This window comes from Microcoleus sp. PH2017_09_SFU_O_A, from assembly GCF_020738625.1.
GTDB lineage: Bacteria > Cyanobacteriota > Cyanobacteriia > Cyanobacteriales > Microcoleaceae > Microcoleus.
Map to the genome: position 1 here is coordinate 18,208 of NZ_JAEQCF010000003.1, position 13,079 is coordinate 31,286.

At 43.7% G+C, this 13,079-nt stretch carries 11 protein-coding genes and 1 tRNA gene; 8 read left to right on the forward strand and 4 right to left on the reverse strand.

Annotated features, from left to right (window positions below):
* Positions 1–264: 264 nt before the first annotated feature.
* From trpA to ndhL, 3 genes are all read right to left on the reverse strand, one after another.
* Positions 265–1,062 carry a tryptophan synthase subunit alpha gene (gene trpA, locus JGK16_RS01400; protein ID WP_293153118.1) on the reverse strand — a complete coding sequence of 266 codons (798 nt, stop codon included), beginning with the start codon at positions 1,060–1,062 and terminating at the stop codon, positions 265–267.
* Positions 1,063–1,390: 328 nt separating this feature from the next.
* Positions 1,391–1,696, reverse strand: a complete 306-nt coding sequence (locus JGK16_RS01405; RefSeq protein ID WP_293186520.1) for a DUF3007 family protein — start codon at positions 1,694–1,696, stop codon at positions 1,391–1,393.
* Positions 1,697–1,912 carry an NAD(P)H-quinone oxidoreductase subunit L gene (gene ndhL, locus JGK16_RS01410; protein WP_293153127.1) on the reverse strand — a complete coding sequence of 72 codons (216 nt, stop codon included), beginning with the start codon at positions 1,910–1,912 and terminating at the stop codon, positions 1,697–1,699.
* Between the two features lie 199 nt (positions 1,913–2,111).
* Between ndhL and JGK16_RS01415 the strand changes: the two genes are divergently transcribed.
* Positions 2,112–2,196 (forward strand) — tRNA-Leu (locus JGK16_RS01415).
* Between the two features lie 407 nt (positions 2,197–2,603).
* Here JGK16_RS01415 and JGK16_RS01420 read toward each other — a convergent pair.
* A complete protein-coding gene (locus tag JGK16_RS01420) occupies positions 2,604–4,379 on the reverse strand; it encodes an ATP-binding protein (protein WP_293186518.1) in 1,776 nt (591 codons plus the stop codon).
* 730 nt (positions 4,380–5,109) lie between these two features.
* On the opposite strand from JGK16_RS01420, the gene JGK16_RS01425 reads away from it, so the two are divergent.
* From JGK16_RS01425 to ureC, 7 genes are all read left to right on the forward strand, one after another.
* On the forward strand, positions 5,110–6,033 hold the full coding sequence (locus JGK16_RS01425) for a radical SAM protein (RefSeq protein WP_293193493.1): 924 nt from the start codon (positions 5,110–5,112) through the stop codon (positions 6,031–6,033).
* Positions 6,026–7,351: a photosystem II assembly protein gene (locus JGK16_RS01430; RefSeq protein ID WP_293193494.1), complete on the forward strand. Its 1,326-nt coding sequence runs from the start codon at positions 6,026–6,028 to the stop codon at positions 7,349–7,351. The genes JGK16_RS01425 and JGK16_RS01430 overlap by 8 nt, the downstream gene beginning before the upstream one ends.
* 64 nt (positions 7,352–7,415) lie before the next feature.
* On the forward strand, positions 7,416–8,303 hold the full coding sequence (locus tag JGK16_RS01435) for an urease accessory protein UreD (protein ID WP_293193495.1): 888 nt from the start codon (positions 7,416–7,418) through the stop codon (positions 8,301–8,303).
* 316 nt (positions 8,304–8,619) lie between these two features.
* Complete coding sequence (ureA, locus tag JGK16_RS01440; RefSeq protein ID WP_293153142.1) at positions 8,620–8,922, forward strand: urease subunit gamma; 303 nt, start codon at positions 8,620–8,622, stop codon at positions 8,920–8,922.
* Positions 8,923–8,958: 36 nt separating this feature from the next.
* Positions 8,959–9,270 (forward strand): urease subunit beta, encoded by a 312-nt coding sequence (locus tag JGK16_RS01445; RefSeq protein ID WP_293186510.1) that lies wholly within the window; start codon positions 8,959–8,961, stop codon positions 9,268–9,270.
* 469 nt (positions 9,271–9,739) lie between these two features.
* Positions 9,740–10,870 (forward strand): glycosyltransferase family 61 protein, encoded by a 1,131-nt coding sequence (locus tag JGK16_RS01450; RefSeq protein ID WP_293193496.1) that lies wholly within the window; start codon positions 9,740–9,742, stop codon positions 10,868–10,870.
* Between the two features lie 279 nt (positions 10,871–11,149).
* Positions 11,150–12,922: an urease subunit alpha gene (gene ureC / locus JGK16_RS01455; protein WP_293186506.1), complete on the forward strand. Its 1,773-nt coding sequence runs from the start codon at positions 11,150–11,152 to the stop codon at positions 12,920–12,922.
* The last annotated feature ends 157 nt before the right edge of the window (positions 12,923–13,079 follow it).

Below are 13,079 nucleotides of genomic sequence, written 5' to 3' on the forward strand. Positions count from 1 at the left end.
AACTGTCAACTGTCAACTGTCAACTGTCAACTGTTGAAGAGTGCTATCACCGAAGAGCGAGTCATGTATACATATAGCGGCGATCGGGACAGGACTACTGTAGTTGAACTGTTTTGCGCTTTGGGAGGTAAAAAAACCTTCCGGTCAGGAACCAGAAGGAAATGGGTGTACGATCTCAAGTACAACAAGGTCTTTAATGGCAATTGTCGCCGCACGTGCCGATCGCCCACATCTGTCTAATGGCGGAAAGTATCTGCACAGTTACTAATCATTTTGAATAGCTGTTTTTAGACTCTTGCAGAATTCGCCGATCGCCTCTAAACCCTCTTCTGGAGTTCCTTGGGCCAAGCGTTTGACAAAAGCACTACCAACAATCGCAGCATCTGCACCCCATTCTTTGACTTGACGGGCGTGTTCGGGTTTCGAGATACCAAAGCCGACGCCGATGGGTTTGTCGGTGATGCTGCGGATTTCTTGCAGCAACTCTTTTGCTCGCGTATCTAAGCCTTCCCGCACTCCTGTCACCCCCATCACGCTGACTAAGTAAATAAATCCTTGAGACGCGCGAGCGATCGCTTCTATGCGACTTTTGGGACTTGTGGGAGCAACTAATAAGGTGAGTTCAATCCCTAATTTGTTGGCAGGTTGGATGAGGCTGTCAGCTTCTTCTAAGGGCAAGTCTGGTACAAGCAATCCCTGAACTCCAGCACTTTTGATTTCCTGCAAGAAGGTTTCGATACCTCGGTACAAAATCGGGTTGTAGTATGCGAAGAGAATGATGGGCGATCGCAAATTCGGACTAACTCTCGCTACCATTTCCAGTACCGAATCTAACCGCGTTCCCCGCTGTAGCGCCCTCGTAGCAGCAGCTTGAATCACCGGCCCGTCAGCTAGGGGATCGGAATAAGGTACGCCAAGCTCGATCGCATCTGCACCGTTATCATCCAAAACTTGTAGCGCTTTAGCCGTTGTCTCCAAATCTGGATCGCCAGCAGTAATAAAAGGAATTAATCCACACTGGTTGCTTTTTCGCAACGTTTCAAAACAATGAGAAATAGTCATTAGGGAGTTGGCAGTTGGTTGTTGGCAGTTGATTCTTGGCAGTTGATTCTTGGCAGTTGATTCTTGGCAGTTGATTCTTGGCAGTTGATTCTTGGCAGTTGGTTGTTGGCAGTTGGTATTAGCTAATAACAACTAATATCATGTCCGATTGATTAACCATAATATCCCGGTCGGGGCGGGTTTTTGAGATTATCAATTATTGGCAGGTATTGTTGGCTCACGGGCCCCTACAAAAATCGCGGTCGATCGACCGGACATGATATAACAACTGACAACTAACAACTAACCACTAACAACTGACAACTGACAACTGACAACTAACCACTGACTAACTATCTTTTTCCTGCTCAATTTCGGCTTGAAGTTTGGCTAACTCTTCAGGAGTGAGTTCATCGAGCTGCTTCTGCAAGACAGCATCTTTGTACTCTTTCAGTTGCTGACTGTAAGTCATCTTTTGAGTAAGCGCTCGAAACAAATAAGTCACCAGCCAGCCAATCAAGCCAGCTATCAAAAATAACTGACTCCAAATCCCAGCATTCATGCTGTCGAGTCCGGCGAATTGTAGCACCAAGTAGGCCAACCCACCCGCTACAAAAAAGCCTAGACTGATTCCAATTACGTCAATACGTCGCATTTAGGCTTCTATCTGCCGCCGTTTGGGGCGAAAATTCAAAAAAGGAGCGAGGAGAAACATACCAGGGAAAAAGAAGAACATCAAGAAGTACATGAAGCCACGCTCAAAAGAGGAGGCCACGTACCAGCGACTGTTCAGGTAAGCGTAGGTGCCCGCGGGTACTACCAGGAGGTAAGCTCCTCCCAAGACGGCGTAAAGCAGCAAGGTAATATACATAGATTTGCTTTAAGGGAATAATAACAGGGTCAGTCGGTTGACACGCTCAGCTAGCTGGTTAACTATTGTACCGCTTGGGGAGATACAGCGCGACTTTTGAGAATTTTTCAATTAGGGGTTGCGCTATTTAGGGTTTTGCGTGTAGAATAAAAGGCTGTTGTTGTCAGTGGGTCAAAACCACAGCAGCAGCTTCACGAAAGGGGGTGTGGCGGAATGGTAGACGCTACGGACTTAAAATCCGTTGACCCGAAACGGTCGTGTGGGTTCAAGTCCCTCCACCCCCATTAAATTTTCATGGTTTGTGAGCTAATAGTTTCAGATTGGCCTCAACACCAAGAGTTCTAATTTCCGCTCATCTTTCTCTAAATCCTAAGATGTGGCGGATTTAACTTTTCGGGCGGGCTAGAAGCCCACCCCACAAGAGTTGTAAGAAAGAGAATTCTTCAAATTAGATGCGCGCTAGCTTATAGTAATGCTTGCAAGATTTGTGGGATGGGCTTCTAGCCCGTCCCGGATTTGGGTGGATCTGGTTTTTGAAGCCTGAAGAAGCATGACCGCATATAAGTTATTAGTTATAATCCCATATTTTCTGCGGTCATGCTATAGCCCATACGGATATATTCGCTTGCATTGAGATGCACCCCCCGATTTGTGGGATGGGCTTCTAGCCCGTCCCGGATCGCCTGCTATATTACTCAGCAATTGGCAAAGTAATCGCAAATTCCGTCCCCTGTCCAATTTGAGAATTCATCTCAATTTTGCCTTGATGCTTGGCAACGATTTGATAGGAAATAGCCAATCCTAATCCAGTGCCTTTGCCGATCGACTTTGTAGTAAAAAACGGGTCAAATATCTGTTGGGCAGTGGCTGCGGTAATTCCCGGCCCATTATCCCGAATCTTGACAGTGATAGCATTATCTGCCGTAACTTCCGTGCAGATCCAAATCGTTGGTGAAAACGCTCTGTCTGCCTTTTTTACCTCCTCCAGCGCATCAATTGCATTGCCGAGTACGTTCATAAATACTTGATTCAGTTGCGCTCCATAGCACTCAACCGGAGGCAAATTAGCGTATTCTTTAATAACTTCGATACCTTGTTTGAGTCGGTGATTGAGAATTATCAGGGTGCTGTCTATTCCTTCGTGAATGTCCGCAGGTTTCATGTAACCGTCGTCTAAACGGGAAAAGTTCCGCATGGATACGACAATTTCGCGAATGCGATCGGCTCCCATTTTCATCGAAGCAAGCGTTTTTGGCAAATCTTTGCTGAGAAAGTCCAATTCAATGTCTTCGATGCAGTCTTTAATTTCATCCGGTGGGTTGGGATAGTATGCTTGATAGAGAGTTACCAAGTCTGCCAAATCTTGGATGTATCTATTAGCATGGTCAATGTTACCACCGATGAAATTAACCGGATTGTTGATTTCGTGGGCGATCCCTGCCACCATTTGACCGAGAGACGACATTTTTTCAGTCTGAATTAATTGGGATTGAGTTTCTTTTAGTTCTTGTGTATAATCGCTAACTCGCTGAATCAATTCATTGAAAGAAGCCGCTAAAACTCCGATTTCGTCTTCAGTTGTGACTGGTACTTGCAGGTTAAAATTAGATTCGCGGGCTACTTGCTGGGCGACGTTTGTCACGCTTTCGAGGGGTTGGGCAATGGCGCGGCTCGTTTTGTCCGCCAGTAACACGGCGAGGAGTCCTGAAATTACCATACTCCCGAGAATAATTCGGTTTCGCAAACTTTCAGCTTCTTCTAATGCTTCTACCCCTTGCATTTTTTGAATGTCTACAGTAGCAATTAATTGGGTTAAATGATCGGAAAGTTTATCTAGTACGATCGCCTCTTCGCCGCTGCGATTTCTCAACAATTGTAGCTGTGCCGACTCGATGCGGTTAGCTTCCAAATGCCACACTTCGGCTTCTTTTAATTGCAGTTTAGTTAGCCGATCGTAATAATCGATGACCATCGCATACCTTGGCAATATTGACTGCAAATCTTTCTCTTGTCTTGCTAGCCAGTCGGGATTTTTGATCGCAAAAAATTGTATTTCCGCAATCAGGATTTTCGCCTGATTGATTTGCTGGACAAACCGATCGTGTTCGTATTGCAGCCACACCGTGTTTCCCAAAACTGCCGGGAATCTCGCTGCGTGCGATCGGGCTTCAAATATGCTATTTTGCAAATTTTGCAACAGTTGCTGTTGTTGTTGAGCAACATTTACCTGAATTAAAGCTTGCTTGCGAAAGTAGTCTCCCACTTTCAGGCCCGCACCCGTTCCCAAAATCGCTATGCCGATAGCTAAAGCATAGCCATAGCTGATTTTTTGGCCTATCCGCAAATGGTTGAATCGTTCCCTTAGCCAGTTTAAATTAATAAATCTATGGTGTAACAATTTTTTCTGAGCAGAGTTTGCTGGCTCTACTTTGCTATCTTGGGGCTGAGTGTCGGTCAATAATAACATCGAAAGTTCCTCCCAAACAAATCAGGAGTAGTTGACATCCTGCACAATTTTTTGCAATATCGAGAAACAGCATAAACCTGTATTTCTCAGTTAATCAGTAGATTTGTTGAAAAATTATAATACTTCGTATTCTACTCCCTAAAAAAACGATAGGGAGATACAATAATTTTTCGGATTTTTAACTTTTTCGTTTTCTAGCCTGACAGTTGGTTGAGTACAAAATGTCAAACTAATCTTTCTATTGAATTTGCCAGATCAATTGCTATCTGAGCTGCCAGCCGACGCGATTTACCCCATAACGCCTTAATTATCTCTGTTCTTAGACAAAAGTGTTTGTGATCTGTATCAACAATTTATGTGATTATACGCAACTTTACAAAAATCATAAAAAAAGCTACAGTATTTTCACTTACTTAGTTAAGGATACAAGCTCTAACTACGGGTTCTTCCGGTTTTTTTTGCCAGTTCTAGGTGGGATTTCAGCAATTTTGCGAAAATATCGTCGCTGTCAGTAAATCCATAAGCTTGCATTACATTGGCGATCGACCTTAAAATACAGTTTATAAAGTTAGCTAGTTGTTTCTTCAAAAAACTTATTATAAAATTGAGTAATTCCCCACTGTTTTGGCAACTTTTTTTTAGTTCGGTACTATAAAATAGTAAAATCGAAACACCATCGCATTTCTCATCCCTAAACATTTTCTCTTTTAATCGTGGAGCACGTGTAATCATGGTAAAGTCTCAGTATGAGGGATATTCCGTCGGCAAAAAACACACTTTCGCACTCAGGGAAAACTTCGGGAATGCCAAAGTGTATGCACAAAATGCACAATCAGTGCTTAACAAAGCTACTGGATTTATCAGTGCTTACGATTTCACGCTAAATCCTTATCGGGGCTGTCAGTACGGATGCAGCTATTGTTATGCTGCTGCTTTCAGCCCGAATTCACAGATGCGAGATGATTGGGGAAATTGGGTAATTATCAAGCAAAATGCAGTGGCAATTCTTAAGAAAGAGTTAGAACGTTGGCACAAGAAAAACCCCGATCGCCCACCGACAATTTACATGAGTAGTGTCACAGATCCGTATCAGCCAATTGAATCGAAAGAACAACTAACTAGGCATTTGTTAGAAGTCATGGTTCCCTATCAGCCGACGCTGGTTATCCAAACTCGCAGTCCTATGATAACTAGAGATATCGATATTTTACAGCAATTCCAGCGATTGCGAATCAACATGAGCATTCCAACTGGTAGCGAAAAAGTGCGGAAAGATTTTGAACCAAAATCTCCGAGTATTCCTGCAAGACTTAAAGCTATTGCCAAACTGAAATACAGCTTTCCTTATCAAGAAAATTGCGAAGTCAGATTTTCTATAACTGTGACCCCACTACTACCTACCCTACCCGAAGATGAAGGTAATTTTATTAGCAAGCTAGAAGTTGTCGATCGGGTAGTGATTCAAGATTTTCATGCCAGCAACGAGCGATCGCTAATTGCATCAACGCGCTCAGAAGCATTAGCTCTTAAACAAAAGTACGCTTGGTGGTACAATAGCGAACAGCAGAGTTATCGCAAGTTTAAAAATAAACTCAAGGCGATGCTCCCGGATGTTGAAATCATGGAAGGCAAAGAGGGATTTGGCTATGAATAATCTGCTAGCTAACTGGTGGCGTTCTCAAAAGTTTAACCAAGCCGTTAAGAGTCAAAATAATCGACTTGCCCAAAAACTGTTAAAAGAAATACAAAATTCAGGGGCAAAATTATCGTGGCAGGAGAAACTATATAAAGAATGGCTACAGCTTGAAAAATTATTGCAACAAAAAAATAACCGCCTCCAAGAAGGCGATCGGCGTTTAGCAGAGTTAGAACTGGAACTGGGGTTCGGAAAAATTGATGCCTTTCCCGGAGATATTGATGACTTAAGCTTATTGACTCCGGATACACAATTTATTGAAGTTATTTCACAAAGTTTCAAGCTTAAAGAATGCGATGCCAGCATGATTCAATGCACAGGGATTTATGAAAAAGTATTTGATAAGTTTGAACAACATTTGGCTGGTTTCATCAAAAATGAGCTGAATAATTTGAGTCGGCAAAAAACAAATTTTGATTCTTTACTTCAACAAGCTATTGACGATATACAAAAACTCAAAGAAGGACAAGATCCTCGATACAGTTTTGAGCTAAGTCCTCACATCTATTTAATGAGGTATTTCCTAGATAACGTCTATTGTGCATATCTAGCTTGGTTTCTCATTTACAAAGCAGGATTATTACCAACTAAAGTCAATATCCTTGATATTGCCGCAGGGCCGGGGACAGTTGCCTACGGACTAGGTTTGTTCCTGCAAACTATTAACGACTTTTGTTTAATACCGCCAATGCACATATCCTATTACTCTTTGGAACAGCAAAAAGCTTTTCAATATCGCGGACTCCAATTTTGGCGGCAATATATGGAACCCCACGAGATCAATGCTTACTTTCGGTTTGACACTTCTAGTATCTTTGATGGTGAAAGTCAATCTAGAAAGATTCCTCAAAACTTTTTTGATTTTATTGTAATTTCTCACTGTTTTTTTAACGATGAGGATAGAAGAGAAAAATCCCATCGCATTTATAAGGATATATTTACGGATTGCCTGACAGATTGTGGTTATGTTTTGCTAATTATTCAAGAAAATAAGTTGCTTAAACCTTACAATATTCGTCAAGTTGATGATGAGGAACAGGAGTTAAGCGTAGTAAAACAATTCGTTGACGATCTGGGGTTGAACTTAGTTTGGTATAAATATTTAAGTGCAACTGGTAGCAGGAAATTCCCTCCTAACTTTGCAAAATTTGCTAGAGAAAATTTACCTCTTCAGCAATTTATCAGTCCGCTTTTTCGCCAGCACTTTAAGTTAAATTATGACTTAAATTATAAACTTGACGACTATGTGATATTGGGGAAGAATAATTTTAAATAAAGAAAAGAATCTCACAATTATTGACCAAATAAGTTTCAATTTTAATATTCAACTAGAAAAATCTGTGATTCTAAATTCGACTGACAAACCTACAAATAAATTTCAAAATGGTTGGCATGGCAGCCTCAAGTTAGCCTACGCAAACCGTGACGGGGCTACCCAAATTATTCACAATCAAATGCAAGCGCCGCTCAAGGTACAGCGTCCGTTTTATCCTGAAGGGAAAGAGGTTTGTCACAGCGTAATTTTGCACACGGCTGGGGGAGTTGTCGGGGGCGATCGCCTTTCGCTCAATTTCCACCTCCAACAAAACGCCAAAGCCTTAATCACCACCGCTGCGGCTGGTAAAATTTATCGCAGCAGCGGACAGTCAGCGCAACAAAATATTGACATTCAACTAGATACTGGCGCTCATTTGGAATGGCTTCCCCAGGAAACTATCGTTTTCGACGGCGCAGTTTACCGACAAGACTTGCGGGTAGAATTAGCACCGCAAGCCAGTATTTTGCTGTGGGAAATTACGCGGTTCGGACGCAGTGCTAGGGGCGAAAAGTTCTTGTCTGGAGAATGGCGATCGCACACCGAAATCTGGCAAAAAAACAGCCCTCTGTGGATTGACAGACAATGGCTCAAAGGTGGGGGCGAAATGCTCGAAAGCGCTCACGGCTTAGCAGGAAAACCCGTAGTTGCTACCCTCGCTTGGATCGGCGAACCAGTCACAGCCGAGATGCTGGAAAAAGTGCGAGCTTTGCGGTGCGAAGATACAATTTATTCCGGATCTGTAGCCGTTAATTCTGCTGCCGGCGTTACTCGCATTCCCAACGGTTTGCTGTGCCGATATCGCGGTTCGTCCACCGCTGCCGCCAGAGACTGGTTTGTCGCTATTTGGGAATTGCTGCGCTTGTCTTTTTCAGAACGCCCTTGCTGTTTGCCCAGAGTTTGGATAAAATAGCATTCTCTTTTAGTTTCACCTACTTTCTGTTTCCGGTGCAACACATCAAATGCAATACCCGCCCCCAGTACCAGACAGACTACTTCTTCCGATTGACATTCGTCGTGACAAATATAGCCGATTTAAGTCAGAAATATGCGATCGGCAAAAAGTCGTTTTCGGTTCTTTGCTAAAGTCCAAAAACAAAAGGATAAATCACCTTGACACAAACCAGATGTTAACACTATCTTGAGTCATGGGATGTAATTACCGATGATTTGCCACCGCTGATAGTTGAACTTGAATAAATAATGCGATCGCACTTACAAGAATAAAAATGCAACTCACCCCCCAAGAAAAAGACAAACTGCTGATTTTCACCGCCGCCCTGCTAGCAGAGCGTCGCAAACACAGAGGTTTAAAATTAAACTATCCAGAAGCACTAGCCTACATTTCCGCCGCGATTTTAGAAGGAGCAAGAGATGGCCTCACCGTCGCAGATTTAATGAGCTACGGGACAACTCTCCTGACGCGGGAAGATGTGATGGAAGGGATACCGGAAATGGTGCATGAAGTGCAAGTTGAGGCGACTTTTCCCGACGGAACTAAGTTGGTGACAGTGCACGATCCGATTCGTTAAATAATATTTAAACCCACAGACTCGCAGGAGACAGATATGATTCCGGGAGAAATGATTGTTTCAGACGGTGAAATTGAGCTAAATGCCGATCGCCCAACAGTGCGGTTGCTGGTTGCAAATACGGGTGACAGGCCCATTCAAGTTGGTTCCCACTATCACTTTTACGAAGCAAACGAAGCCTTAGAATTTGAACGAGAACAAGCAAAAGGAATGCGGTTGGATATCCCCGCAGGTACAGCAGTTAGATTTGAGCCGGGAGATGAAAGAGAAATTCAATTAGTACCGTTTGTGGGTAGCCGTCAAGTCTACGGCTTTAATGGAAAAGTGAACGGTCATCTGGAAAGTTAAGTATGAAAGCAGAAAATCGTTTGCAAGTGTTGAATGTTGAATTGGGAATTTGTTAACTTAAAACTCATCCCAGTTAAAATAATGCAACTTTAACCTCGCAATCCCAACCAGGATCGCGCTCGGTCATCCTATGGAAAAGCTAAAATCAAAATGGTATCACTTACCAGAAAGAATTGGTTGAAAGCCTCTCCCCGATCGGGAGAAATTAAAATCAGACTATTCATTACTCCAATTCTCTTCCTTCTAGGTAGAGGTCGCTCTCCTTCGGTCAACTGTCAACTGCCAACTGTCAACTGTTGAACAGCACTACCGCTGGAGAGTGACAAAGCAATGTCAAAAAAAATTCTCTGCATAAGTGTATAAATGCCTTTCTTTTGTTAGTGAAACCTCAGACTTTTGAGCGAGTTAAAATCGGCAGTTTGCGATCGATATTGGTATTCAAAACCGCAAACATACACAGCAAAAGCGCATGATGAATCCAAAATTAGTTGACCAGATAAAACAGATGTTGAAGCAGAGTTTGCTTGCAACGTCGAGGCGTATCTGGAGAACCCCGTTAGATCGGCGTACCAGCATCAAATTATTAGATAACAGCATCGTTTACAAACAGCAGCACGTACCCCTCAACATACCTGCATTAACCTCAGTAAATGGAGTACCTTCTCGGTTTTTTACCACAGAAACAACCGTGTCTTTTGACCCGGATTATGTGTGGAAAATTTCCGTGAATAAACACATAGAGGCCCTAACTATTTGTACGTCTGGAAACACGCTGCTAAATCACAAGTTGCTGTTAGACCTAGATTTTCGGATTAGCGGCGCGGGTATTCTGGAATGGCCTTATAAATCCCACCAAATTACCTATCCGCTGGTAGTTGCTCCTTGGTCGCATTTGTGGTGCAGTTATTACGATTATGTGATTTTTGTACTGGCAAAACTTTGTAGGATTGAGGAGGCTTTAGGTAAGGAGATTTGGCAAGAAGCCAAAATTTGTTATCCTTTGCGCCATACAGCTTTTGAGTTGGATTTTCTGACCAAACTCGGTATTCCTAAAAGCTCGCTAATCGACACTCGGGCTAGAGATACAGGATATCATGCAGAAAGTTTAGTATTAGGAAACAATCAAGATTGGTATTTCCCCAGTCCTTACGATATAGAGCTTTTGCGGAAGAAATTCTGTCTCAAGGAAAATGTCAAGCCTTACAGGAAATTGTATCTTTCTAGAAGCGGGCAACGCCAGGTTAAAAATGAGGCACAAGTACGAGAGGTGTTGAAAGAGTTTGGTTTTGAAATTTTGGAAGATATTTCGCGCACTGTGGATGAACAAATTCGCCTGTTTGCAGAAGCAGCGGTGGTTGTTGGCCCTCACGGCGCTGGTTTTACAAATTTGTTGTGGTGTCAGCCTGGAACGAAAGTATTGGAATGCTTTTATGGCGGGTACACGCCGCCGTTTTTCTATTACATTTCCCAGATATTGGGATTAGAATACTCCCGTATGGTTGATAACAGCGACGATTCGGAAGATTGGAGTTTAATTAGCATGGATATGACGGTGGATGTGGAGGTTTTGAGAAGGGAAATCAAGAAAATGCTGGAATGAATTTACAAATCGACAAATGGGGCGATCGCACAAATGTTGTAAATATAGCCTTTCTCAAAAAGATGAGGTACTCATGGGCATAGGGCATAGGGCTCCGTGGGCATAGGGCTCCGTGGGCATAGGGCTCCGTGGGTTCCGTGGGCATTAGGGCATTAGGGCATACCTCACCACGCTTGAGAACCGCTATATTTGCTAACTCAGATTGAAGAACTCGGCACATAGTATAATTTAAGCGAGCCTCAACTGCCAACTAAAAAAATATTTATATTAGGAGAAAGCATGAGTTACAGAATGGATCGCCGCGCTTACGCGGAAACCTTCGGGCCGACAACGGGCGATCGCGTGCGGTTAGCTGATACTGAGTTATTCATAGAGGTTGAACAAGATTTCACAACCTACGGGGATGAAGTTAAGTTTGGCGGCGGTAAAGTCATTCGCGATGGCATGGGACAGTCGCCTATTTCTAATGCTGATGGTGCTGTTGATACGGTAATTACTAATGCTTTGATATTGGATTGGTGGGGGATTGTCAAGGCAGATATTGGGATTAAAGATGGCAAGATTTTTAAAATTGGGAAAGCCGGAAATCCTTACATTCAAGATAGGGTAGATATTATTATCGGGCCCGGCACGGAAGTAATTGCTGGTGAGGGAATGATTCTGACGGCGGGGGGAGTTGATACTCACATTCATTTTATTTGCCCGCAACAAATCGAAGTGGCGATCGCCTCTGGAGTCACTACCATGATCGGCGGCGGCACTGGCCCAGCAACGGGTACAAACGCTACAACTTGCACTCCGGGGCCTTGGCATATGTACAGAATGCTGCAATCAGCCGATGCTTTTCCGGTGAATCTGGGATTTTTAGGTAAGGGAAATAGCAGTCAACCTCAAGGATTAGTCGAGCAAGTTTTGGCGGGTGCAATGGGTTTGAAGCTTCATGAAGATTGGGGAACTACGCCAGCAACGATCGACAATTGTTTGAATGTAGCTGATGAGTACGACGTGCAGGTGGCAATTCACACAGACACTCTGAATGAAGCGGGATTTGTGGAAGCTACAATTGCTGCGTTTAAAAATCGGGCAATTCACACTTACCACACAGAAGGTGCTGGCGGCGGACACGCACCGGATATTATTAAAGTGTGCGGCCAAGCTAATGTTTTGCCTTCGTCTACTAACCCGACTCGCCCTTACACTGTCAATACTTTGGAAGAACATTTAGATATGTTGATGGTTTGCCACCATTTGGATCGGGGGATTCCTGAGGATGTGGCTTTTGCTGAGTCGAGAATTAGAAGGGAAACTATTGCTGCTGAGGACATTTTGCACGATTTGGGTGCTTTTAGTATGATTTCTTCTGATTCGCAGGCCATGGGAAGAGTGGGAGAGGTGATTATTCGGACTTGGCAAACGGCGCATAAGATGAAGGTGCAAAGGGGGAATTTACCCCCCCTAACCCCCCCTTACCAAGGGGGGGAAACAAGAGGGATAACCCCCCCTTACCAAGGGGGGAGAATAGAGGGGGGAAATGATAATTTTCGGGCGAAGCGGTATATTGCTAAATACACGATTAATCCGGCGATTACTCACGGAATTAGTCAGTATGTGGGTTCGGTGGAAGAGGGTAAGTTGGCGGATTTGTGTTTGTGGCGGCCGGCGTTTTTTGGGGTGAAACCGGAGTTGGTAATTAAGGGTGGTGCGATCGCCTACGGGCAGATGGGGGACGCTAATGCGAGCATTCCGACGCCGCAGCCGGTGCATATGCGGCCGATGTTTGGCAGCTTTGGGGGGGCAATTGGGGCGACTTGTTTGACGTTTGTTTCGCAGGTGGCGCGCGATCGAGATATTGCAGCACAGCTCGGTTTACAAAAGCCAACTGTAGCAGTTTCCGGGACAAGGCAGATTAGTAAAAGAGATATGAAACTCAACGATTATTTGCCGCACATGGAAGTCGATCCAGAAACCTATGAAGTGAGGGCGGATGGACAATTGTTGACTTGCGAACCGGCAACTGTTTTGCCAATGGCGCAGAGATATTTTCTGTTTTGATTGGTTGTGCAGCCTCATCAAAACAATCCCAAAATTCCGTAGGGCGGGTTCACCAACCATCTATGAAATCCACAAACAATCTCATAAACCCGCCCCATCCCCGCGATTATTTAGATGAACATTTCACCAATAAATTATGGTACATTTGTATTGTTGG

What these genes read in the sequence shown, in the direction of transcription:
- trpA (WP_293153118.1), bottom strand. Translation starts at nt 1,062, where the DNA reads ATGACTATTTCTCATTGTTTTGAAACGTTGCGAAAAAGCAACCAGTGT.
- JGK16_RS01405 (WP_293186520.1), bottom strand. Translation starts at nt 1,696, where the DNA reads ATGCGACGTATTGACGTAATTGGAATCAGTCTAGGCTTTTTTGTAGCG.
- ndhL (WP_293153127.1), bottom strand. Translation starts at nt 1,912, where the DNA reads ATGTATATTACCTTGCTGCTTTACGCCGTCTTGGGAGGAGCTTACCTC.
- JGK16_RS01420 (WP_293186518.1), bottom strand. Translation starts at nt 4,379, where the DNA reads ATGTTATTATTGACCGACACTCAGCCCCAAGATAGCAAAGTAGAGCCA.
- JGK16_RS01425 (WP_293193493.1), top strand. Translation starts at nt 5,110, where the DNA reads ATGGTAAAGTCTCAGTATGAGGGATATTCCGTCGGCAAAAAACACACT.
- JGK16_RS01430 (WP_293193494.1), top strand. Translation starts at nt 6,026, where the DNA reads ATGAATAATCTGCTAGCTAACTGGTGGCGTTCTCAAAAGTTTAACCAA.
- ureA (WP_293153142.1), top strand. Translation starts at nt 8,620, where the DNA reads ATGCAACTCACCCCCCAAGAAAAAGACAAACTGCTGATTTTCACCGCC.
- JGK16_RS01445 (WP_293186510.1), top strand. Translation starts at nt 8,959, where the DNA reads ATGATTCCGGGAGAAATGATTGTTTCAGACGGTGAAATTGAGCTAAAT.
- JGK16_RS01450 (WP_293193496.1), top strand. Translation starts at nt 9,740, where the DNA reads ATGATGAATCCAAAATTAGTTGACCAGATAAAACAGATGTTGAAGCAG.
- ureC (WP_293186506.1), top strand. Translation starts at nt 11,150, where the DNA reads ATGAGTTACAGAATGGATCGCCGCGCTTACGCGGAAACCTTCGGGCCG.